The 26019-nt window shown below is 36.3% G+C and carries 12 protein-coding genes and 1 pseudogene; 11 read left to right on the top strand and 2 right to left on the bottom strand.

Going from position 1 to position 26019, the window contains the following annotated elements; all coding sequences use genetic code 11:
- The 3 genes and pseudogenes from AN960_RS05345 to AN960_RS05355 all read left to right on the top strand — a co-directional run.
- Nucleotides 1–2933: pseudogene (locus AN960_RS05345) on the top strand (S8 family serine peptidase); the annotation flags it as partial.
- 533 nt (nt 2934–3466) lie between these two features.
- A complete protein-coding gene (locus AN960_RS05350) occupies nt 3467–3664 on the top strand; it encodes an aspartyl-phosphate phosphatase Spo0E family protein (protein WP_056467916.1) in 198 nt (65 codons plus the stop codon).
- 410 nt (nt 3665–4074) lie between these two features.
- A complete protein-coding gene (locus tag AN960_RS05355; protein WP_056467919.1) occupies nt 4075–12144 on the top strand; it encodes a glycoside hydrolase family 94 protein in 8070 nt (2689 codons plus the stop codon).
- Nucleotides 12145–12502: 358 nt separating this feature from the next.
- On the opposite strand, the gene AN960_RS05360 is transcribed toward AN960_RS05355, so the two are convergent.
- Nucleotides 12503–12970, bottom strand: coding sequence for a hypothetical protein (locus AN960_RS05360; protein ID WP_056467922.1), 468 nt, complete (start codon nt 12968–12970; stop codon nt 12503–12505).
- Between the two features lie 668 nt (nt 12971–13638).
- Here AN960_RS05360 and AN960_RS05370 point away from each other — a divergent pair.
- The 6 genes from AN960_RS05370 (at nt 13639) to AN960_RS24985 (ending at nt 22390) form a co-directional block, all read left to right on the top strand.
- Nucleotides 13639–14400 (top strand): helix-turn-helix domain-containing protein, encoded by a 762-nt coding sequence (locus tag AN960_RS05370; RefSeq protein ID WP_056467928.1) that lies wholly within the window; start codon nt 13639–13641, stop codon nt 14398–14400.
- A complete protein-coding gene (locus tag AN960_RS05375) occupies nt 14393–14860 on the top strand; it encodes a toxin-antitoxin system TumE family protein (RefSeq protein WP_056467931.1) in 468 nt (155 codons plus the stop codon). Before AN960_RS05370 ends, AN960_RS05375 begins: the two co-directional genes overlap by 8 nt.
- Nucleotides 14861–15257: 397 nt before the next feature.
- Nucleotides 15258–15431, top strand: coding sequence for a hypothetical protein (locus AN960_RS24360; RefSeq protein WP_156339625.1), 174 nt, complete (start codon nt 15258–15260; stop codon nt 15429–15431).
- Nucleotides 15428–18559: an efflux RND transporter permease subunit gene (locus AN960_RS05380; protein WP_056467935.1), complete on the top strand. Its 3132-nt coding sequence runs from the start codon at nt 15428–15430 to the stop codon at nt 18557–18559. Before AN960_RS24360 ends, AN960_RS05380 begins: the two co-directional genes overlap by 4 nt.
- A gap of 541 nt (nt 18560–19100) precedes the next feature.
- On the top strand, nt 19101–21845 hold the full coding sequence (locus AN960_RS05385; RefSeq protein WP_056467938.1) for a bifunctional YncE family protein/alkaline phosphatase family protein: 2745 nt from the start codon (nt 19101–19103) through the stop codon (nt 21843–21845).
- 410 nt (nt 21846–22255) lie between these two features.
- On the top strand, nt 22256–22390 hold the full coding sequence (locus AN960_RS24985) for a hypothetical protein (RefSeq protein WP_286131598.1): 135 nt from the start codon (nt 22256–22258) through the stop codon (nt 22388–22390).
- On the opposite strand, the gene AN960_RS05390 is transcribed toward AN960_RS24985, so the two are convergent.
- On the bottom strand, nt 22387–22632 hold the full coding sequence (locus AN960_RS05390) for a hypothetical protein (protein WP_056467943.1): 246 nt from the start codon (nt 22630–22632) through the stop codon (nt 22387–22389). The genes AN960_RS24985 and AN960_RS05390 overlap by 4 nt on opposite strands.
- A 416-nt stretch (nt 22633–23048) precedes the next feature.
- On the opposite strand from AN960_RS05390, the gene AN960_RS05395 reads away from it, so the two are divergent.
- Nucleotides 23049–23873, top strand: coding sequence for an amidohydrolase family protein (locus AN960_RS05395; RefSeq protein WP_056467946.1), 825 nt, complete (start codon nt 23049–23051; stop codon nt 23871–23873).
- A 615-nt stretch (nt 23874–24488) separates the two neighbouring features.
- The gene (locus AN960_RS05400; protein ID WP_056467956.1) at nt 24489–25961 is read left to right on the top strand and encodes an aldehyde dehydrogenase family protein; all 1473 of its coding nucleotides are present in this window, start codon (nt 24489–24491) and stop codon (nt 25959–25961) included.
- Nucleotides 25962–26019: the final 58 nt, after the last annotated feature.

Here is a 26019-nt window from a genome sequence, read left to right on the forward strand (position 1 = left end):
AAGATTTAATAGAAGCAGGTGAATGGATGCTTGCTCCTAAAGATAAAAATGGCGTACCACATCCAGAAATGGCTCCTAATGTAGTTAATAACTCATGGGGAGGCGGTCCTGAAGTAAATGATTGGTATAAAACGATTGTAACAAATTGGAGAGCAGCAAATATATTCCCGGAATTTTCAGCAGGAAATACAACTCAATACAATCCTGGTGGGCCGGGATCAGTTGCTAATCCTGCAAACTATCAAGAATCCTTTGCAACAGGGGCAACTGACATAAACAACAACTTAGCCAATTTCTCATTAAGGGGACCATCACCATATGGTGGAATACTTAAGCCTGATATTTCAGCACCTGGAGTTAATATAAGATCATCAGTTCCAGGAGGTAAATATGAGGGGGGATGGAATGGAACCTCGATGGCAGGTCCACATACATCAGGACTTGTAGCATTATTACTTCAATCCAATTCATCTTTAACAGTTAGTGAGATTGAAAGAATAATAAAGGAAACAGCAACTCCTAGTACTAACTCTGAATATCCTGAAACCCCTAACAATGGATATGGATATGGTGTGATTAATGCATTTAAGGCAGTAACATCAGTTATGACAGGACTTGCTGAAATTAAAGGCCAAGTATCAGAAGAAAACACTGAGAAAGCAAGACTTCCATTATCAGCCACAGTGACTATTGTTGAAAATGGTCGTTCAACAAAAACAAATCCGCAAGACGGGTCATATAGTTTTAAGGTAAAAGAAGGAGAGTATACATTAAGAGCTGAACAGTATGGGTACTATCCACATGATCAGAAGGTTCAAGTAGCAGCTAACCAAGTTCTTGAAAATACAAACATTACATTGGCTCCAATACCTAAGAGAACATTAACAGGTAAAATCACTAATGCGCAAACAGGAAAACCTGTGAAAAACGCTAAAGTTTACTTAATCGAGGATGCAGCAGTAGCACCAGTTACAACTGATGCAGACGGTAATTATTCAATAACTGGATATGAAGGCAAATATACAGTTCAAGTTACAGCAGAGAACTATTTTGATGAGAAATTTACTGTAGATATTACGGGTAATGAAAATGTCTCACATGATCTTCAACTAAAACCATTTATAAATTTTCCAGGAGAGATCGGCTATGATGATGGAACAGCAGAATATTCAGTGGGTCAATGGGAAGCTGGAGGTGGCTTTGCAGTAAGAATGTCACTTCCGGAGGGAGAGACCACAGGAATAGTAACCTCTGGATTATTTATGCTTGATACAACATATGGAAAAACATTTAAGGTGGCAGTTTATGATGCAAGTGGAAAGGATGGCGCCCCTGGAAAAATGATAGCAGGGCCGTTTAATGCAACTGCTTCTAAGGAGATAGGGAAATGGACAGTCGTTGATTTATCCGCGCAGCAAATAGTTGTAACAGGCGATTTTTATATGGTTTTAATACAGGATCAGATGGCTCCTCAAAGCCCAGCAATTGCATTGGATAAAACGACAGTACCAACAAGAAGATCATGGGTGTTTGTAAAAGACGGTCCATTCACTATAGCAAGTAAAGATTATGGAAACGTAATGATTAGATCAACAGTTAAGCTTGAAGCACTAGCTCCAGTTATAACATCACCAGTGGACAACCTATATGTAAATAATGAAAAAGTAACAATAAAAGGTATGGCAGCTCCAGGAATGGACGTTCATATATTTAGCGGTGATAAAGATATAGCAAATGGAAAGACAAATGATGATGGAAGCTTCTCAATTGATGCTGTACTTCAAGAGGGAGTTAATATACTAAAGGCTAAAACGATAACAGAAATCGGATCTACTCTTTATTCGAAGGAAACAAAGGTTATAGTAGACAAGACAGCACCAGTTTTAGAAATATCAAGTCCACAAAATAACGCATATATGAATAGTCAATTAATAACTGTAACAGGAACAGTTAAAGATGATCTAGATTATGTTGATGTAAACGGAACAAAGGTAGATATAGATTCAAATGGAAACTGGACAGCAAAGCTTATATCCAAGGAAGGTAAAAATGTAATAAATGTTGTTGCTAGAGATAAGGCAGGAAATGAAACTGCTAAGAGCATTACAGTTAATGTAAAATATTCAATAAGTGAAATTAAAAATATCATGCCATCGAGTGATGTAATATTAAAGGCAGATCAAACATTAAAGGTTGGATTCGACAGTGAGCCTGGATTAAAAAAGGCAGTATTTACAATTAACGCTCCGATTAATGGCATAACAAGTGCAGCATTTGTGCCAACTGCAAGTTTAAGCAACTTTGAAGTAGTTATGACCGAAGTAAAGGATGCAAAAGGAAATGGTACTGGACACTATGAGGGCTACTGGAAAGCAACTAACAAGCTTATATTAAACGGTGCACAAATAGTGGTAAAAGTAGAAGATATGTATGGAAATTCATTAAGTTCCACGGCAGCAGGAAAGCTATATGTAGTATATAGCAAACCAATTCCTAAGCCTGTTCCAGACAAAACAGCACCGAGTATTCCTTTGGTAAGTAAGGTGACATATACAGGAATATCTGGAAAAGCTGAGATAGGTTCCAACGTATACGCTAAAGCAGGCAAAGTAATCATAGGTTCCTCAGTTGTAAACAGCAAAGGAATTTATTCTATTACCTTCAAAAGTCAAAAAGTAGGAACAATCATTAATGTATACGCAGTAGACAAATCGGGGAATGTTGGAGCGGCAAAAAAGGTAGTAATAAAAGACATAACACCACCAGCAATTCCTTCTGTTAAAAGTATAACTAATACAAAAGTAACAGGGAAGGCCGAACCGGGTGCTAAAGTTTATGTGAAAAAGGGAAAAGTAATCATTGGTTCTAGTACTGCTAACAGTAAAGGAATTTATACCGTTTCTTATAAAAAACAAAAAGTGGGAACAGTCCTTTACGTTTATGCAAAAGATAAGGCAGGGAATACAGGTAAAGCGAAAAAAGTTGTAGTGAAAAAATAAATTAGGTTCAATACAATCATTCAGAATGCAAATGAAAAGCCTTAGAGTACCCCATTCGTTTGATTGGTCTTGACAAAATAATAAGCAAGTACAGCAACTGGTATGTTATGACATCAAATGTGAAACTACTGATAGATCCTAGTTGACTTAAATGATGACAAGAACCGGTGACGCTTCATTATGACGTTGCCGGTTTTTTACACTTTATTTCTCTATTCTATAGGAATAAGTAGAGAAAAGAGACTACAGATAGGATTATGGGTTTGAGCGTTTATCCACCAGCTTTCATGAGAACTAACAAAATAAAGCGCGCTTTCAATTGATTAATAAAATTACTTTAATGGCAAAGGGCATTCATATTCTAGATACTGTAACAGTTTTAGAAGCTAACAACGGGGCAGCTTATTTCAGCAGTCACATCAAGATAGAATTCTTACTGGAGAGTTATTAAATGGAGGGGTTTAGGGATGGCTACTTTATTACAACAACAAGCAAAACTAGAGGTAGAGAAAAAGAGAAATGAATTATATGATTTTTGTAAGCAGTATGGATTTCTTCATTCTAATACCATTCAATGTAGCCAAGAGTTAGATCAGTTAATAAATCAGTTATTTAAAAGCTTTATGGCTTTGAGGGAAGAGCGGTATGAGTACTTAATAATTTAGATACCAATAAACTAATCTTGTAGTACTTGGCACCAATTCGTATTCATACTAATGGTCAATTGTCCTTTATATTTAGCGATTAGATGTAAACTAAAACATCATCTCATGTATTGTCAATTACGTACTGCACATGTAGAGTGTGTGGCAGAGCTTGTTTTAAAAACTAAATAGTACAAAATAAAAGGCAGCGGAAATTAGTACGTTGCCTTTTTCTTCTTTTAAGAGATTTGCCAAACTGAAGTGCTTTAGGGTCAGTTTTTTAGTTTTTCAGATTCAAAAGTTTTTATTCCTTCCATTCTTTCAAAATTCATCCTCCTAGTTCCAAAAAGTTTAACCTTCATAAATAAAAAAAAAGATTTAGGGAATATTTACCACTATGGACTATTTTTCGAGTTACATAGGAGGTTTATATGATACTTAGTAATGAACAATTAAAAGAAAGAGGACGTGAGTTTGCTTTAACTCAGGAAATTTTTGTGAACAATTTTTTAATTGTTCGTTATTGGCCAGGATTTCGAAAAGATATGGCTAATCTACATACGTTTGCAGAAAAACTGAGTAACAATAAAGTGAATTGTAGGCAACCAGCGGAAGACTGGCTACTAGATCACATTAATTTTATAGAGACTCAAGCTCAAGAAGTGTTAAGTAAGCTGCCACGTGAAACACTACATAAACTACCAAAGTTAAATTCTACTGGGATGCCAAGAATATATGCACTTTGCAATGATTACTTAGAGCATGTGGGTGGTCGATATGAGGTCAACTCATTTGAAGGGTATATAAAAGCCTACCAAGAGGTGTCTGTTCTAAAAGATCTAGAATGCTGGGCTTTGCCAAGTGCTATGCGAGTTACTTTAATACGCCGTTTGTCTGGAGTGATGGTTGAAGTACAACGTCGTCACGAAATATGTGATTCTATTACTTCAATTCTTGAAAAAATAACAAAGTTATCAGACGATAAAATTCGAATTTTATTGGATAGAGAAGCAAGTAAAAAACCGTTTGGTCCAATTGAAATTGTACATTTAGTGAGACATTTGAGCGAATTGGAACCGAATATGCATATCGTTCATGACTGGCTTGCAGCTCACATAGAGAATAGTGAATCTAGCCTTGAGCAGATGGTTTCGTTTGAGAACCAATTGCAAGCAGACTTGCAAGTAAGTTGTGGGAATTTAGTTCAAAGCTTGCATAAGTTAGAGCGACAGCCATGGAGATTAACATTTACAAAAATTTCACATCTAGAACAATTTTTACTTTCTGATCCATCAACTATCGATTATAAAAGTTTAGATTTAGACAGTCGAGACATAATTCGTGGACGTGTTGCAGAGATTGCAAACAAGTTAAAAGTACCAGAAATGTTAGTAGCTGAGACAGCACTACATCTGGCCAAATCGAAAATAGTAGAGCCGGATCAAACAAATCTAATGCCGAGAAAGGCTTATATTGATTATTATTTGTTTGATGCCCAAGGAAACATAGAAATACGTAAAGCACTTTTGAAGAAAACTAGACCACGTATTCTTCCACAAATATCTTTACGAAAACGACCATTGTATTTGTATTTATCAACTGTAGCTTTATTGTTTATTGGAATATTGGTTCTCTCTGGTGGATGGATAACAGCTGGTGGATTCTTTCGACCTTTATCGTGGATAGCGATAATAGTAGCTCTTGTATTACCTGTTAGTGAGTGGGCTATAACGATTGCCCATAAATTAATTTGTCGATATAGTCGCACTGTAAAACTTTTAAGGTTTGATTATTCAGAAGAACTTCCGGAAGATGCTAGTACAATGGTCGTTATTCCAGTTATATGGTCAAACACCAAAGATGTAGATGAAGTAGTGGATCAACTTTTAGTTCATTATCTTGCAAATCGTCAAAATAATATTTATTTCGGTATTTTAGGTGATTTTACAGATGCGTTGACTGAATCAAAAGCTGAAGATCATGAACTATTGACATATGTTACTTCAAGGATCGATGCATTGTGTAAGGAATATGGGGAAGAAAAATTTTTCTTATTTCACAGATCCCGACTTTACAATCCAACAGACAATCTTTATATGGGATGGGAGAGGAAACGTGGAAAAATAGTAGAGTTTGTTGAGTTATTGACTGGTAGTGATAATTCTAATTTTACAACAATTCATGGAGATAAAGATATATTAAGGAAGATTCGATATGTATTTACAATAGACCAAGATACCCAATTACCAATTGGAGTTGTTGGCCGAATGGCTGGGACCATTCATTACCCGTATAATCGACCACGATTAAATGCAGATGAAACACGCGTAATTGAAGGTTTCGGATTATTACAACCACGAGTAGGCGTGAGTTTTGACTCAACACAAAAGTCACGCTTTACTTCATTATGGGCAGGGGAGCCAGGAATTGACCCGTATTCTTTTGCCGTATCAAACGTATATCAAGATTTGTTTGGTCATGCAATTTTTGTAGGTAAAGGTATTTTTGATGTAGAATCATTTCAAAAAACCTTGGTAAATCGGATACCGGATAATCATGTACTTAGTCATGATCTATTAGAGGGTGGGTTTCTTCGAGCAGGACTAACTTCTGATATTGAAGTTGTTGAGTCGTATCCGAGTTCCTTTTATTCATTCCAACATCGAGAGCATAGATGGATCCGAGGAGATTGGCAACTTATAAAATGGTTAGGAAAAAATTGTGTAGATCGTAATGGTGAGAATAAACGAGTTAATTTATGTGGATTAACACGTTGGCACATTATTGATAATTTGCGCCGCAGTCTACTTGCACCAGCTCTTTTACTAATTGCCTTACTAGGATTTAGTGTATTACCGGGTAAAGCTTGGGTTTGGGAAACAATCGTACTTTTAACTGTTTTTCTTCCCTTTCTTTTTTCACTTTTACAAGGTGCAATTGGGAGAGGAAGCATTCGTGCAATAAAGATTAATTTTATGCAGAATCTGGTTAAATTTGTAACATTGCCGTTTACATCGGTTCTTGTAGTAGATGCTACTTTACGAACTCTTTACCGGCTATACATTAGCCGACGTAATTTGCTAGAGTGGGTCACATTTGCTCAGACTAGTAACAATCCTGCTACAAAAAGAGTCTTTATGTACGAGTCTATTGGATATGCAGTAATTATATTGTTTGGTCTATTGGCATGGTTTTCCAAAGGTACTTTAAATTACATATTTGGTACTGTGGAACTAATTATGTGGTTTTTAGCAAGGCCAATCATACAGCAATTAAATCGACCGTTAAAAGTTGAAAGTAGAGATTGGTTGGATAAAGCACGTGCTGAATTAAAGGAATTAGCATTTCAAATTTGGTCGTTCTATGAAAAATATGTTACATCAGAAGAATCTTGGTTACCACCTGATAATGTACAGTATCTATCAAATGAAACCGTTGCCCATCGAACATCGCCAACAAATATTGGACTATATTTAACTTGTGTTGTAGCCGCTCGTGATTTAGATTTTATTGATACATCTAAAATGCTTGATCGAATCGAATTATCGATGAAAACCATTTCTAATATGGAAAAATGGAATGGACATCTGCTCAACTGGTATGATACATGCTCTGCAAAGCCGCTTTCTCCTCGATATGTTTCCACTGTTGATTCAGGAAACTTTATTGCTTATATGATGGTAGTAAGACAGGGACTAATAGAATGGAAAAAAAGAGAAGAAGAATTTCAATCTCGTATTGAAAATATTATTATTGAAATTAATCAACTCATTGAACTGACAGATTTCAGATGCCTATATAACAATGATGAACGCTTGTTTAGCCTTGGTTATCACGTTGACTCAAATCATAAAGATACGATTCTATACGATTTACTTGCTTCAGAAGCTAGGCAAGCTAGTTTCGTAGGGATTGCACTTGGTCAGATTCCTGTTTCTCACTGGTTTACACTTGCTCGTACTATGACAATTTTTAATAAGAAAAAGACACTATTGTCTTGGTCGGGAACAATGTTTGAGTACATGATGCCAAGCTTGATTATGCGGACATTTAAAAATACCATTTGGGAATCAACTTATCGAGGAGCTATTTATCGTCAACGTCAATATGCAGATAAATATCAACTCCCGTTTGGTATATCAGAAAGCGGATATTACGCGTTTGATTATCAATTAAATTATCAATATCGTGCATTCGGTGTTCCAGGGCTTGGACTTGAACGAGGTTTAGAGCGAAACCTGGTGTTAGCACCTTATGCAACCATTATGGCTATTCCATATGCAGGTGATGATGCTCTTTTGGCACTTCAAAAATTTAAAGAATATGGTGCAAAAGGTGAATATGGCTTTTATGAAGCTGTTGATTTTACAAAAGCTAGAATGCCTAAGGGGCAGGATTATAAAGTAATACAAAGCTTTATGGCACATCATCAAGGTATGAGTATGTTAACTCTTGTCAATTTATTGACTGATGATATTATGGTAAACCGATTCCATCAAGATCCACGAGTTTGTGCAGCGGACTTGCTACTCCAAGAAAGAGTGCCAGTAAAAGCAGCATTAATTGAAAAACCAATAGGAATTGATGCAAAAGCTCCTGAATTTGATGGTAATTTGGATGACACTGAACGTACATTTACTGGACCGAGCTCCATTCCAGAGGTTAATGTTTTGTCAAATGGACATTTAACTAGTGTAAACACGAACGATGGCACAGGCATGATTTTATGGAATGGGTTAGCTGTCACAAGATGGAAAGAAGATCCTGTTTCAGGAACTTCTGGGCCAATTATTTTTATTCATGATGTCAACTCTGAAGAAACTTGGAGTACATCAGGTTTCCCTTATGAGACAACGATGGATATGAAAACACAATTTCGTTTTGACAAAACTACTTATGAAGGAACGAAAGAAGGGATATCTTATAAACTTGATTTGACGATATCTTCTGAGATTGACGCAGAAATACGACGACTTCAGATAGTTAACAACAGTAGTGAAAATCGTACATTAGAAGTAACATCTTTCTTAGAGTTAGCGCTAGCAAGTCAGTCTGCAGATAGTGCACACCCAGCATTTAGTAAGCTTTTTATTGAAACTAGCTTCGATAAAAATGCACAATGTTTGCTAGCTAAGCGTCGTCCGCGAGAGGATGAGGAGGATGAAATCTGGGCAGTTCACACAATTTTTGTAGATGGACGTGAGAAAGGCGATTACGAATTTGAAACAGATCGGGCAGAATTTATAGGTCGTGGTAATACTCTTGAAACACCAAAAGGTATTTACTCACATCTAAAAGGATCAACTGGTTCCGTTGTTGATCCGGCGTTTTCAATGAGGCGTTCATTACAATTGGGAACTAATGAGACCGCTACTATTTATTTTGTTACTGGTGTTACAAAAAGTCATGAACAAGCGCTTGAAATAGTACAGCGCTTTAGTGATTCTAAACAAGTTGATCGAGCATTCCACTTGGCTTGGGTACGATCACAAATTGATCTTAGACAGATGAATTTAACACCTAAGCAAGCTACTGATGCAAACATTTTAGCGGGAAGACTTCTATTTAACCCACCGTTAACAAAAATTCGTAGTGAGGCAATTTCACACAATAAATTGGGACAATCTTCCTTATGGCCTCTAGGTATTAGTGGGGACACGCCAATTATTTTAGTTTCCATCAAAAAAGAGTCTGATTTGTCCTTTGTTACTCTTTTAGCTTGTCAGCATCAATATTTAGTGAAGATGGGGTTAGCTATTGATTTAGTGGTATTAGATGAGACAATTGGCAATTATCAAGATCAGTTCATGAGGACTTTAAATGAAAATCTTATTTCTCGTGGAATCTATCACATGAATCGAATTGTTGTATTGAAGTCAACCCAGTTGTCAGAGGATGAAAGAAATTTACTCTTAGCTGTTGCCCGAGTAGTATTGAAAGCAGGAGGGCCAAGTTTACGTGCACAATTACGTCTATTAGAAAAATATTTACATCCAATACGGAAAATCAAGGTTTCAAAACAAATACACCACGAGAAGCGAGCGATTAGTATCCCTGTTGGTGAATTTTTTAATGGTAGGGGTAGTTTTATCGATGATGGCCATGCGTATCAAATGATTGTAAAAAACGGAGAGCATTTACCTAGACCATGGAGTAATGTAATTTCTAATCCAAGATTTGGATGCTTATTAACTGAATTAGGTACTGGATATAGTTGGTGGCGAAATTCCCGTGAATGTAAACTTACGCCTTGGAATAATGATCCGGTCCTCGATCCTCCTGGTGAATGTCTTTATATAAGAGATCTTGGAACAAATCAAGTTTGGTCAGCTACTCAAAAACCTGCGGGTGGTGATCGAACATATAAGGTTATACATGGTAGGGGATATAGTAGTTTCGAACAACTTGATGGAGATGTAGTTTCTACTATGGATACAACAGTTCCGTTAGATGATCCTTTGAAAATTATTAGACTTCGATTATTTAATAAAAGTGATAAATTAAAGAAGATAGCCATAACGTATTATGCTGAATGGGTTCTAGGGGTACTTAGAGAGGCTCAAGCACCATTCATTGTTACAGAATGGAATTTAGATAATAGTACACTACTTGCACAAAACAAGTACCAAGAAAAGTTTCGTGACGCGATTGGTTTTATACATATTGCGCTTCCAGAAACGATAGCGAATTCTCATCAGACGTATTCTTGGACGAGTGACCGTACAGAATTTATTGGGCGGGGCAATACATTAGAGTGTCCAACAGCATTATTAGAAGAAGCACTTAACAAGAAAACTGGTGTGTTTTCAAATTCTTGTGGGGCCGTACAAACTGTTATCGAACTTCCAGCTAACGAAGAAGTGACGATTAGCATATTGCTTGGTTGTGCAGCTTCCAAACAAGAAGCGTGTTCACTAGTACAGCAATACGGAAGGCCTTCTGCGTATGAAGAAACATTTTCAAACGTTAAAAAGTACTGGGAGAGTACTCTTGGACAAGTGAAAGTTAAAACACCTGATCGAGCGATGGATATAATGATGAATGGGTGGCTTCTGTACCAAGCACTTAGTTGTCGATTATGGGCTCGCACTGCTTTTTATCAGGCAGGAGGCGCATTTGGTTATAGGGATCAATTGCAAGATTCACTAGCCTTTTTACATGTAGATTCGACAATATTAAAAAACCAAATACATATAAACGCAGCGCATCAGTACCTTGAAGGTGATGTTCAACATTGGTGGCATGAAGAAACTCACAAAGGAATTCGAACGATGTTTTCTGACGATTTATTGTGGCTACCATATGCTGTTTCACGTTATATAGAACAGACAGAAGACCTAGAAATTCTCCAACAAGAGGTACCATTTTTGTATAGTGAAGTGCTAAAAGAAGGAGAATTGGAGCGCTATGAGGATACTGTTGTGTCTGATGAGAAGGGGTCAGTTCTAGAACATTGTCTACGCGCGATTAAACATTCTTTGAAGTTTGGTGAACATGGTATTCCATTAATGGGAATAGGTGACTGGAATGATGGAATGAGTCGGATTGGTGCTAAGGGACGTGGGGAAAGTGTGTGGCTAGGTTGGTTTTTATTAGATATTTTAAAGAGGTTTTTGAAATTTGAAAAGGGTATCCTTTCACAAGATATCGTAAAGCAATTTGAACATGAAGTAGCTCAATTGGAAATAAACATGAATAAAAATGCTTGGGATGGTACTTGGTTCCGTCGTGCATTTACTGACGCAGGAACATGGCTTGGCTCAATGGAGAATATCGAGTGCCGAATTGATGCTATCGCTCAGTCTTGGTCAGTTATTGCTAACGGGACACCAATCGATCGTCAGGAAAGAGCAATGCGCTCATTTGATCGTGAACTTGTAGATCGAGATTTGAATCTGGCACGTTTACTAACAAAAGCATTTGATAAAACATATCCAAGTCCGGGGTATATACAAGGCTACCCACCTGGAATTCGAGAAAATGGTGGGCAATATACTCATGGAGTTATTTGGGGAATTGTAGCTTGGGCAATCTTAGATCGTCGTGATAAGGCATTTGATCTGTTCTCTATTTTAAACCCAATCTCTCATACAAAAAATATTCGTGATATTAAATCATATGGAAATGAACCATATGTAATGTCGGCCGATGTCTACACAGCAAATCCACATGAAGGACGTGGAGGTTGGTCATGGTATACAGGTGCTTCTGGTTGGATGTACCAAGCAGGTCTAGAATATATTTTGGGAATCAAGTGTAGAGGAAACCGTCTATATATACAACCTTGTGTTCCTATAGAGTGGGACTCATTTAGTATTGATTACATATATGGTAATTCGGTCTATTCAATTGAGGTTTTTTGTGGCCAAAACCAAGATGAATCAACATGGTTAGTTGATGGGAAAAAACAAGAAAATAGCGAGTACTTATTGCTCGAAAATGATGGGGAAAATCATCAAGTAGTAGTTTATGTAGGTATACAATATTCTAAAGTAATATAATTGTATGTAAAAAAGGAGTGCATTTTTTGCACTCCTTTTTAGTTGTTTAAAATTTATAAGTAGATTTGTTTTTAAAATAAAATGGGTAACTCGAATGGATGAGGGTCGGTTCATTAGTGTGAATGATTTTATAGGGTATGTGAGGATATATAATAAAAATTGATATAGAGATATGATAACGCATACTGCACACGTGGAGTGTGTGGCAGAGCTTGTTTTAAAATAATAAACCTTTTCTAAAATCAGAATAGACAACTGACAAAAGGCACAAACAGGGGAAAGGATGGAGGGACTAATGTAGTCACCCTTATCCTTTTCCCTGTTATTTTATGAGTTTAAAAATTATTTATTTATTTATTTATTTATTTTCTATTTTTTTGGTACCCATTCCATTAGTGTAATATCCATGATCATAGGTAATGTTGCATTTATCATACCATTTCCCACGTAACTCACCATCACGTTTAAATGTTTTTGTACAGGAATCATAATCCGATGATTTCAACACTTTCACATGTACATCAAAATTTGTTCGTAATTTATTTTGAACATGATCAAATGCAAGAAGTAGTGGAACGATGTAAAACTTTTTCGTATCTTTCACAACTGTTTCGACAACCACTTCTTTATTTTCAGATGTATACACATTTGTTTTTCCGATAAATCCTTCTTCTTTGTATACTTTGTCGAACACCTTTTCTGCCGAATGGTTTCTTTCTTGATCTTCAAACTTCGATTCAATTGTAGTTCCTTTACAACCACTTAATAACAAGCATATTATAGTTGCAAAAGATATCGCCATTGAGTTCTTTTTATTAAATGACATTAAAACACCTTCTTTTCTATCTCTTCCTTTGCATTATGCAATCCTTCAATATTACAAACTTACCTTTTACTGAAACAGTAGCGTTTCATAAAGTCCTGTAGTAGATGGTATCAAGATTAAATGCAGGATATAAATTATCCATGTTTTTTTCGTATTTTTGTTTCCCAAAATATGTTTGAATATAAAGTTCAATACCGTTGAACCTGATAAACTGATAAATGCTAAATATCCGTACCACATCCAATCAATTGTTGAATTTGTAACAGACGGATCATCTGTCATAAATGTCATGATTATCATGAGTGGTATACTGAGCGGAAATACCACTAAAAATGACCCGAAATATATAGTCGTTTTAATTATTCGTGAATTTTTGTTTTCAATCATATGGCTGCCCCCTATTCATTAGTATACTGAGTATCTATATATCTTTAAATATCGAATACCAATTTTGTTCAATATTCTAAAATTTTATTAGATTCTAATTAAGGGTGTTCATCACGTGTGAACAGTATTTTTTCGAAAGTTGATCTTGCACTAATTTAGTTGATATCAATTAATAAATTTATTAAAATTACACAAAATGTGACAATATTTTAAAATTGTTAAGTATACAATATTTAAAAAGTGTAAACTATGCTAAGATAGGGGTGTGAGGTGATATGAGGATGAGTACATTGACTTTAAAATTGACAGAAGAACAAATTGATCAAGCGATTAGTGAACAAGATGTTGTTAGATACGAGAAAGAATCATTGTTTTTAATGAACAACTTGGCTGTTAGTATGAGTGAAGTTTATGATGACATTCTACATTATGTTATGCCGAAAAAGGTTAAATTTAATTTAAAACCAGAGGTAATAATAAATGCTGAATTAACTTCCCTTTTGAAAGAAATGATGGATATCTCCTCAAAAATTCATGAGGAAAAAATGGATTTTAATAATGTGAAAATTAAATTTGATACGTGGTTCTATCAGATTACTTCAGAAGGTAGATTAGTATTTGACTACGATTTAAAGGAATTAATGTCTATTACTCAGGCTTCAAAAGAATTAGGTGTCTCACGTCAAATGATTTACAAGTATATTGATAGGGGCTTGGAAGCAGTTGGTGAAAAAGGACAACAAAAAATACCTAAGCATGCTATTGAAGCGTGGAAAAATCCTGTAATGGCTTTTCAAATTCAGTGGAATTATCAAATGAAACGAATCAGAAAACAAACAGTTGACGAACGCATTGCGTTGATCAATGATCAAATCCATGAATATGAAGAACAGTTTGGAGATAATTTTTACAAGCTTTTCGGAAACTACACCGATGAAGATATTGATCATTCGGCTGAGTCTGTTGATATCTTTGATTGGAAAGAGTTAGAGGAAGAAAAACGTAATTTATTACTTAGACGCAAGGAGGGTAAGAATGATTAATCCTTCCAAATTTTATAACTTATTAATCAAGTATGAAGTGATTTTTCGAACTTCTCCTCCTATGTTAAATCTTGTTCCCCTAAAAGGTGGTATCATGAAAGTTCAACTCAATATTGATTTAAAACCACACCCTCAGTTTGGAAATACGAAGGCTCGAATCAGAGAGTGGTATGATTCGAATGGTCATTTAATACAATATCGCTATTGTTGGGAAGAAAAAAGTAATCCTTCAGGAAATATCTGTTCTTTTGAAAATGAACACAATCATGGTGTAGCAACAGATCCTCACCATACACATCCAGTAATTAATGACCGAAAACCATGTGACAATAACTATAATGTTCGTTCGGTTGATGACTTTCTAAATTTTGTATCACAGTACATATTGGTTGGGAAAAACTATGTATCTCCAATTCTTAATCCTACATTGATTTCAACGTTGAAAAATCCCCCTAAGTGAGCTTCTAAACAAATTCGTAAAAAAGAAAGAATAATTCTTTTGTTTTTAAGGTGTATTGAATCTGCTCAGAAGTCTTTGATTTAATGAATATGACTATTTGGACAAGAAAAGATGGGTGGAATCCCTTCTAATTCCTGATAATTAAAAGGAATACATACTCGGAAAAAACTTTTTAGAATTAATTGAATAGGAAAACGGAGGCAATTAAACCCTTGTGGCTGTTGCCTTTTTTTTGTTCTTCGAAAGGATTTACGAGGTTGTAATGGATCCGGTTACCATCTTGACTATTGCAGGTCTTTCGAAAAGTTAATGAAGAACTTTAGGAGATAGATCTTCAATTAATAGGTTTAACAAAGAATTTATATAGCTTTACAAATCTGAAATTGTAGATTAACAGATGGGGATTAATCTATTAAAAAGGAGAGTAAAGAAGGCAACAAGATTGCTTGCTGTGTCATTTAAAGCAAATGGTGAAACAGATGACCTTAGTTTTACAACTATGGTTGGTCATCTACTGTCTGTATACGTACATAATAATTTCTTTATAAAGGAGAGAATCGGAAGAAAATGAATCGTTTACTACAAGCCTCTATCAGAAGAGCTGGCCTCATTATTACCCTTACTGTCATCGTTTTAGTATGGGGTGCAATATCAGCCTTTCAAATGCAGAGGGATTATCTACCGGAAATTAATAATCCTACACTTACGGTTACGGTAAAAGCACAGAGTCTACAGGCTGATCAGGTTAAAGAATATATAACAAAGCCGATCCAGGAAGCGGTCAGGGTAGTAGACAATCTTCAGGATGTGGAAACCAATTCCTTTAATGGGGGCGCGTTTATAAGTCTAAATTTTCCTATGAAATATGATATGGAAAAGGCAGAGCAGCAAGTGAATAAAGCGATAGAAGAAATTTCATTGCCAAAAGGAACCGACAAACCCCTTGTGAACCGCCTTAGTACGCATTCGCTTCCTATTATGACAATCAGTCTAAAAAGCAATAATGTCAATATTACCGAAAACATACTTAGGACTTCAGTACAAGAAGAAGTGGTAAAAGGACTTAAAACTGTCCCTGGAATAAAGGACATTCAAGTGTCAGGCGGTGGAAACGCTGGATACGCCATCTCAATTCGCAAGGACGATTTAATTAAGTCCGGTTTTAGTGTGGATGATATCAATAATTCCCTCAAACAACAACACACAACTGAAACAGAAGGGGACTTATCAGACGGCCAGATGACACTTCCCATAAAAGTGAACGGCTGGGGGCTGAACAAAACAGATCTGCAGAAGTTGCCTATAAGTCGGGCTGATGGTAAGACCATTTCTCTATCTGACGTGGCAGATATTTCGAATTCGATTGTTAATCTTCAGACCATATCCAGAACAAAAGGTACACCGAGTGTAGTACTGGATATATTAAAAACGCCTTCATCAAATATTACCAATTTGTCGAAAAGCATTCACAGCCGACTACAAGATATAACACCGATTAAAAATAAAGATGTAAAAGTTTCCATACTTTTTGACCAAGGGCAGCAGGTGAACCATTCTTTACAGGGACTCGTTAAAGAGGGATTATTGGGGTGCTTGTTCTCCATGATCTGCGTTTTTTTATTCTTTCGCAATGTACGCTCCACTTTATTGATTGCTATTTCCTTGCCAATCTGTCTTTTAGCTACTACCGGCATCCTAAAGTTATTAGGAATCTCCCTTAACATTCTTACCGTTTCCGGCCTTGTGGTGGCGATGGGAAGAGTTGTGGATGATTCGATTGTGATCTTAGACAATATCAACAGAAAAGTAAAAGAAGGAAAAGAATTAAAAAGCTTTTCATTTATTACGCTAGCTGTAAAAGAGATGATTCCAGCGATTGTTTCATCTACGGCCACTACGGTTGCCGTTTATATTCCCATAGCCCTTGTCGGCGGTCTCGTTGGCGCAGCCTTTTCAGGTTTTGCATGGTCTGTTGTTATTGCTCTTATTATTTCCTTAGTAGTTTCAGTTCTTGTCGTTCCTGCTCTATATAATCTTATCTGGAAAGGAAAGCCCACAGCACACGATGATTTCATGGCTCAACGTTCTGATAAGATTTATGGCTGGTTTTTTCAGAAAAGGAAGCTTTTTAGTACAATAACTGTAATTATATTTGTTGTTTTGGGTGTAGCCTCAGCCTTGCTTCCTGTAAATTTCCTGACCATGACGAATAATACAGGGCAGCTCGGCATTCAAATTGAATTACCGAAAAATACATCGCTGAGTGAAGTAGACGAAGAAGTGAGGAGAGTTGAAGGACTTTTGCGAATGAATCCAAACGTTTCTTCATTTTCTTCCGGCCTCGGTTCTTCTTTCACTCCTCAATCAGACGATGTATTTGATGCTGGAGGTGGATGGATACAGCAGCCGAATATAGCCAATCTGTCCCTAAGTATTAGAAAAAGTGCAGATAAAAATAGAATGACCAGCCAATTACAAAAGCAGTTGAATTCTCTTAAAAGTTCAGCAATTTACACGGTAACTGATAAGAGTATCTCGGGAGATGACTCTTTATTAAAAATTAATCTAAGTGGTGCGGATAGCCAAACTCTTGAAAATTTATCACGCTCTGTTGGAAATCGCCTAAAGTTGATACCGGGCCTTGCCGTACAAGGTTTGGCTGATGAAGAAGGAACAGTTTCTCAATATCAATTAACCTTAAACAGAAAGATGATTGAACAAAATGGTCTGAATTTATCAGATATAATAAATAGGTTCAAGTTATACACTGCTGAAGGCACAATAGGCGAGATTTCGATTAACAATAATACATATCCTATCGCTTTACATCTTAAGAGTGTGGATAGTAAGAACGACCAGACAATCAATGAAACAGATCCGGCTCTGCGATTATTAAATCAGATGGGTAACGAATCGTTTATAAATAAAGAGGGAAGAAATTTTAGATTAAATCAGCTTGTTGTTGCAGCTCCCATAACAGATTCATCTGTGATACAAGAAAAGGATGGTCATCCATACGCTGTTATTAATGGAAACATTCTCTCTAGAGATGTAGGGAAAGTAACGAAACAAGTTAAAAATGTACTTAAGGATACTCCGCTGCCCGAAGGAGTCAAATACTCTTTTACAGGAGCTCCTGAGCAAGTAAAGGAAATGATCTATGAAATGGGCATAGCTTTATCATTTTCCATTTTGATCGTTCTTTCCATTATCAGCTGTGTATTCAGGGGATGGAAGGCACCTCTCACAGTATTAATTTGTATACCGCTTGCCTTCATTGGATCAGTCGCAGGAATGCTAATCTTCCAGTTAGAATGGAACCTGGCCGCTCTGGTCGGGCTGTTAATGTTAACCGGAATCGTCGTTACGAATGGTATTGTATTAGTAGATAAAATAGAGAGAAATAGGTTGGCAGGATATAGTTTAGATGAAGCACTATTACAAGGTACATTATCTAGAATTAGGCCGATCCTCACAACTGCTTTAACAACAATTTTAACACTAATGCCTTTAGCTTTATCATCTCGAACTGACACCATTATCTCTCAAACTCTCGGTATAGTTGTGATTGGTGGGTTAGTTAGCTCCACATTTATCAGCTTATTTATGATTCCTATTCTGTATAAATGGCTACATAAGAACTATGAATCCAACGGCATCGTTGATGATTTCAGTCATAACTTTAAGAAAACCGTTTAGGAAGTGTTTAGTATTTATTGTATCCCGGGAATTAGGTCTTTGGTTTTGGCTGTAGACTTTATGCTCATTCTTGTCGTTATATCAAAGAATCGTTTTAAAAACGGTTCTTTTTTCTATTTATGAATTCCATTTATATGATCATTTCTGGCCCATAACGGTAAACGGTCTAGACTCCTGGAGTACATTTAGAATTAAATCCTATCTTTCTACTTCTTTTACGCAGTAATTGTTCTACTACGTCCCCGATTAGATGGGGCCGTTCAAATTCATAGTAAGTAATTATTTATGTTATTTACTTGTATTTTATTTAAATTATGTAAATTTGTTTAGATGAGAGATTGAGCATACAAGGACTACCAATATTGATATACCAACGTTTTGATGTGGTAGATTATTCAATTACCCTATTCTTTTAGGAAAAATTTACTAATTAATACTTAACTCTACTAAATATAACCTTTATATAAATTTACTAAATTGGAGTAGTAGATTAAAAGAATAGGAGTATTCTTTAAGAAGATTCAGAAAGGAGTGAAAATTAATGAAGAAAAAAGTAAATAAGACAAAATTGATCGCTGGGGTTGCCTTAAGTACGGTTTTGTTAGGATCTGCCGGTGCTTATGCTGCAAATGATAATGCATTTGGAAACAGGCTCGTAGGCAATCAGGCAGACGGCTCTGTATTAACACCTGTCAATCAACTTATCACACCAGCAGGAAAACAAATTGAATTTGGGGGCAACCCTATATCGGTTGCTGTACATCCAAATGGTAAGACAGCAGCAACTATCGTTGGACGCAATAATTACGGTGGAAAAGGAATTAACATTGTTGATCTTTCGACCGGAAAATTAACTACTCAAGATTTATCTATTGGCCTCTCTCAAATGTGGGGATTAGCTTATTCTGCGGATGGTAGCCAGTTATATGCAACAGGTTCATCAGGAACAACCGGAAAAGTAGTCGTCTTGTCAGTTAGTGAAGATGGAACCCCATCTGTCACAAAAAGCATTAATCTGCCGAAAGCATCTGTTGGCGGAAATATTAATCCACTTGATATAGCGGTTACGCAAGAAGGTAAGCTGCTAGTTGCCCTAAATCGTGATAACAGCCTTGGAGTTATTAATCCTCAAACGGGGTCTGTAACTAAAGTAGCAGTAGAAAATGCGCCTACAGGTGTATTAGTTAAAGACAACTTTGCTTATGTAACGAATCAGGGGGGCCGTGCCGCAAAAGAAGGGGACACAACGGTAGATTCTTCAGGGACAAAAGTGGTTGTGGATCCTAAAACAGGAGCAACGACGACAGGAACAGTATCTGTTATTGACTTGACTACGAATAAAGTAATAAAAACGATCGAAGTTGGTGTGCAACCTGAACGTATGACGCAGTCTGGCCAATACATATTTGTAGCAAATACAAATAGCGACACGGTTTCTGTCATTGATTCCAAAACTAATACGGTCGCACAAACAATAGACATTAAACCATACCCTAATGCTGCTAAAGGATCAGCACCTAACGCTGTGAAAGTGGTAGATAATAAATTAATGGTAAGCCTTGGGCGGGATAATGCGATTGCAGTATACGATTGGCAAGGACCTAAAAAGACTCCTGAACTACAAGGACTCTTGCCGACAGCCTGGTTTCCAGTAGATATCGCTGTTGATTCTGAAAATAAGAAGTTAATCGTTGCTAATGCGGATGGTATTGGTTCACGTGGACCTGCACGTGATTTAACGATTCAAGGAATTAAGGTTACCGGGAAATCGTCATATGCCCAAATTGGTTCTCTTTCATTAATCCCATTCCCATCTGCCGAGGATCTTGCAAAAGGAACCAAGCAGGTTTTTGCCGACAACAACTGGTTTGGTTTAAAGAACCTAAACGCAAAACCTCGTCAAAATAAAAAACCTGTTGCTATGCCTGAGCGGGTTGGTGAGCCTTCAACAATTAAACATGTATTCTATATTATTAAAGAAAACCGCACTTATGATCAGGTTTTAGGAGATTTAGGTAAAGGGAATGGAGAACCAGCCTTAACTCAGTTCCCAAAAGCAGTAACTCCAAACATTCACAAACTTGCAAGTACCTTCCCGCTCCTTGATAACGTATATACTTCAGGTATTCAATCAGCAAGCGGACACCAATGGGTAATGCAAGGAACTAACACGGACTATGAGGATAAAGAAACAGATTCAGCTAATGTTAGAAGCTATCCTGGAGGGGCCGGGGATCCTATGGCGTACGCACCTACAGGACACTTATGGGATCAAGCAGCAAAAAATAATTTATCTGTAGAAAACTTCGGCGAAGATACAACAGGTTTCTCCGGATCAGCACCTTTTGGTACTTGGACGGACTGGTACAAAGATTATCAGATCCTTTCCGGTCAGAAAGAGGGCGATCTTCATGTACCAATAGGAAACTATTCGGCAACATATGATATTCCATCTCTCGGACCGATTACCTATAAACCTTTCCCAACCTTTGATACGAATATTCCAGATCAATATCGATTTGAAATATTTAAGCAAAGGTTTGAAGAACACGTCAAAAATAACGATTTACCGGCCTTAAACACGTTGTGGGTAATGGATGACCATACTGCAGGAAATGCAACAGGTTCTCCTGCACCACAGGCAATGGTTGCGGATAATGATCTTGCTATTGGTAAAATCGTTGACCTTATTTCACATAGTCCTTATTGGAAGGACTCAGTCATCTTCATTACTCAAGATGATTCACAGAATGGATTAGACCATGTCGATGGTCATCGTCAGCCTGCGCATGTAATCAGTCCATGGGTGAAAAAAGGTATTACAGACAGCCATTATTGGACGGTCATAAATATGGTAAGAAGTATCGAGCAAATTCTTGGTCTCCCTGCCATGAACCAAAATGATGCAGCTGCAGAACCAATGAGTGAACTCTTTACAGACAAGCCTGACTTTACACCATATAACTTCGAGCCTAACCAGATACCGCTTGATACTTTAAACGGACAGCCGAACTCCAATACGGCTGCACTTGCCAATACAGAACAAGTTACACCAGAGTCAAAAGAACTTTCAAAAAAATGGACGGAATGGTCTAACAAGAACAAGCACCTATTCACCGGAAAAAATGCTTCTCCGGATGAAGTCAACGCCAACATGCTGAATCATTCAGTTTGGTACGCAACAGAAGGCTTTGATCAACCATATCCGGGGGATAAACAACCGCTCAGCCCAGAAGAAGTGCTGAAGCAACCTGAAAGCAGCGCACCTTCTCCGGCAAATAATTAAAAAAGTAAAGGATATCTAAGAGAAAGAGGCTGCTTTCATTATTTATGGAGTTAGCCTCTTTTTCGAATATATAATAAAAGGTATGGATTAGTATGAAGGTTACCTGGAGATAAAAAGCTTTTAAGAATGTTAGTAAACCCACCAACATTCAATGTTTTGTCAATTAAAGTCCACACATGTGAGTGCGTGGTTGAGCTTGTTTTAAAATAATAAACCTTTGTCAAAATCAGAATGACAATTGACAAAAGAAAATAGGGGAAAGGAAGTAGGGAATATTGCAGTCACCTTAATCCTTCCCTATTTTGCTTTAGTACTATTATGAATTTATAACGGATCGAGAAAGTGGCTCTAGACTCTTTATTGATAAAGATATAGATTGTTTTGAACAGGTAATTGAATTAAAAGAAGTTATGAAGGTAGAAGAAGCTGTTAAACAAGTTATTAAAGGAAATTCAGTTCGCCTTTATAATCCTGTAACACCTTTTATAATGAACGAAAAACTTGATACAATATTGGAGCTTTTGAAGTTTACAAATGAACGTTAATTTATTTTTTGAAAGATAGAAAAAAAAATTAAAAACAAACCAAAAAACAAATCGATACGATTAGTCACCTTTTTATTTTTGTAACTTAAAATACAAGATTCTAATATAAGAGAACCACCTAAAATGCACATTAAAATTATTTTCAAATCAATATTTTGAGGTTTAATAATAAAAAGACTACCTATCATCACAGCTATAAAAAAAGGTTTTATTTTTTTGGTCAAATTACTTAAATAAGTCATCACAAACACCTTCTAAATCTGTTAGATTAATTGTTATATTATACCATAGGATGGTTTGATGGATATTCCAAAAAAGTATAAAGAAATGTCATTTATGGAACACTTTTCCTTCTAATATTTTGCTAACATTAAATATGAATAATTTAATGTTAGGAGGAAATCATGAAAAAATTAGGATTAACCGCACCCTCTAAGTATGGAGAAAAGCTATAAAGTAAGAATATTTCTTGATCTGCACAGAAGTCTTTAATTTAATAAAGTTTTTATTCAAAGCATATATTTGATACTAGTAATAATGGGCTAAAAGTGCTCAATTTTAAAATTTGAGTTCACTGTTGATAATTCAATACATTGAAAATAATAGAAATGGGGAGATTTATATAATTATTGATTGTCATTTTCACGTGGATGAATCCATGCTGACTTTAGAAAAAATGATAGAGGAGATGGATAGAAATCATATAGCAAAAACTGCTCTAATCCCGCCTATGAGTGAAACAATGTTTGAATCGGATAGTACCACTCAGTATCAGATACAGCGATTATTCCGTTTTCTAATACTTAATACACCTCAAATTGGGCAAAAAATTTATGATGGATTAGTGAAAGATGGCTATTTGAAACTTTATGGTAACACATATAAGATTTTTACCGAGCCGGAAAACGAGATCGTGGCTACTGCAATTGCTAGATTTCCAGACCGTTTTCTAGGTTGGGTAGCTGTCAACCCTATGATTCCTAATTTTATGGAAGAAATAGATTTCTATCTTAATAACCCTAGTTTTATTGGGGTAAAGGCTCATCCATTTATGCATGGTTATAGTATTAAAGCTCTTGAACCAGTTGCTGCTCTATGTGAATCAAAAGGTGTACCCATGATTATTCATCTTTCTTCTGAGATTAACTCCTATAAATATCTACCTGAAAAATTCCCTAATCTTAAATTAATTTATGCTCACGCTGGTCTACCATTTTGGAAAAAACTATGGAAATACGTTAAGGAACAACCAAATGTATATGTTGATACATCAAGTGATTATCTTAATCCGTCAATTGTAAAACAAGCGGTAGAGGCTTTAGGTTACCGTAAAGTTCTTTTTGGCTGTGACGGACCATATGGAATGAAGACATTTAATGAATATGACTATTCGGACAAGAAAAGATGGGTGGAATCCCTTTTAATTCCTGATAACGAAAAGGAATACATACTTGGAAAAAACTTTTTAGGATTAATAGAATAGGAAAAAGGAGGCAACTAACCCTTGTAAATTATACCCTTTTTTTTATCGTTCTTTACAAAGGGTACAATTTAGTGTGAAGGTTACCTTCTTTTTATTGGCATAAGTATTCTGACTGAGAAAACTGATAGAAAAGGGGAAAAGGAAAAAGGGACGAACATAGTCACCTAAAGCCTTTTCCCTATTTTTTTATCAAGCCTTTTATGCTCTTCTTTATTACCTTCGTTAACCCACTTATTCTCTCCATTTCACTAATGGTGAATTTTCCCTTTATTTTCATAGGAATTATCTCATGAAAAAAATAAAAAACACTTATTGACCTTTGTGTAACAACAAGGTTTACACTAAAAATACTAAATCTTCAAAATGATTTGATAATTAAATTTATTAATATGGAGGGGGTTAAAGAAGAAGTAAGCGCTAGTGAATGGCGCACTAGCAGACGCGTATGATATTACGTTTATGGCTATTCTTTTCAGCAAAGGTAAGATGGGGAAAAGCTTAACCTATCTTATACCTTTATGAAATAATCTATTAATCTCAAATAATATCCTAGGCATCGACTGTGAGGTTATCTCTACAGGCAATGTAAAAATAACATATTGGAGGTTTATCAAAATGTTAAAGTTGAAAATGTTTATTAATGGTGAATGGATGGATTCAATAAGCGGAGAAAAGAGTCATGCTGTGAATCCCGCAAACGGTAAAATCATGGCTGAGTCTCCACGCGGGAGTAGAGAAGAGGCCCAAATGGCAATTAATGCAGCACGAACAGCTTTTGACTCAGGAATTTGGTCAGAATTACCGGCATCTGAACGTGCTTCTTATTTATTTAAAATAGCAGATAAGATTGAAGAAAAGGCAGAAGAGCTAAGCAAACTTGAAACAGAGAATATGGGAAAACCCCTTAAAGAATCAGAGTTTGATCTTGCTGATACCGTGAATTGCTTTCGATATTATGCAGGGCTAGTGACTAAGCCAAATGGTCAAACCTATTCTGTTGCCGATCCTGTCCAAGCCATGGTTATTCGGGAACCTGTCGGTGTATGCGGACTTATTGCCCCATGGAATTTTCCATTGTTGACGGGAGCTTGGAAAATAGCCCCTGCGCTTGCTGCGGGAAATACGCTTGTTTTTAAACCTGCTGAAATCACTCCAGTCACTACTTACAAATTATTTGAAATCATGGAAGAAGTTGGAATACCAGCTGGTGTTGTAAACCTAGTTTTGGGAGGTGGTTCAACAGTAGGAAATGAAATAGCGGAAAGTCAAAAGGTAGATCTGATATCTTTTACAGGTAGTACAGCAACGGGTAGAAGCATTATGAATTCTGCAACAGGAAATATTAAAAACATTTCACTCGAGTTAGGCGGCAAGTCACCAAATATTGTTTTTGCAGACGCTGATTTTGAGACAGCCATCGATTATACTCTGAATGGAATTTTTACAAATACCGGCCAAGTATGTAATGCAGGATCCCGTTTGCTGTTAGAAGAGAGCATCCATGATAAGTTTATTGCTAGATTGGTAGAAAGAGCGAAAAAGATTCAGGTTGGCCCTGGGGATGATTCTTCTACAGAAATGGGACCGCTTGTAAGTGAAGACCATATGAAGAAGATTCTTGAATATATTCAAATTGGGGTAGACGAAGGAGCAACATTAGCTTGTGGTGGAAACCGTATTTCTAGCGAAGGGCTTGAAAATGGTTACTTCATTGAGCCAGCAATATTTGTTGATACTAAACCTGACATGAGAATTGTTCAGGAAGAAATTTTTGGGCCAGTTCTTGTCGTTCAAAAGTTTAAAGATGAAGAGGAAGCCATCCAACTGGCAAATGATACTTCATACGGTCTTGCTGCAGGTGTTTTTTCACAAGATGGCGCAAAAGCTTTGAGGGTTATTAAAAAAGTAAGAGCCGGAATTACCTATGTTAATGCATATAACCTTGCCTATAATGAAGCACCGTGGGGAGGTTACAAGCAGAGCGGGATTGGACGCGGGTTAGGAACCTTTGGCTTAGATACGTTTACTGAAGTAAAACAAATTAATATAAATTTAGATGTTAAGCCAACTGAATGGTTTAGCCATTAAATCGAGGAAAAAAATCAGTTATAAATTCTAAATATTCAAAAAACGAGGAGGAATTTAT

This window comes from Bacillus sp. FJAT-25509 (assembly GCF_001420605.1).
GTDB lineage: Bacteria > Bacillota > Bacilli > Bacillales > Bacillaceae_G > Gottfriedia.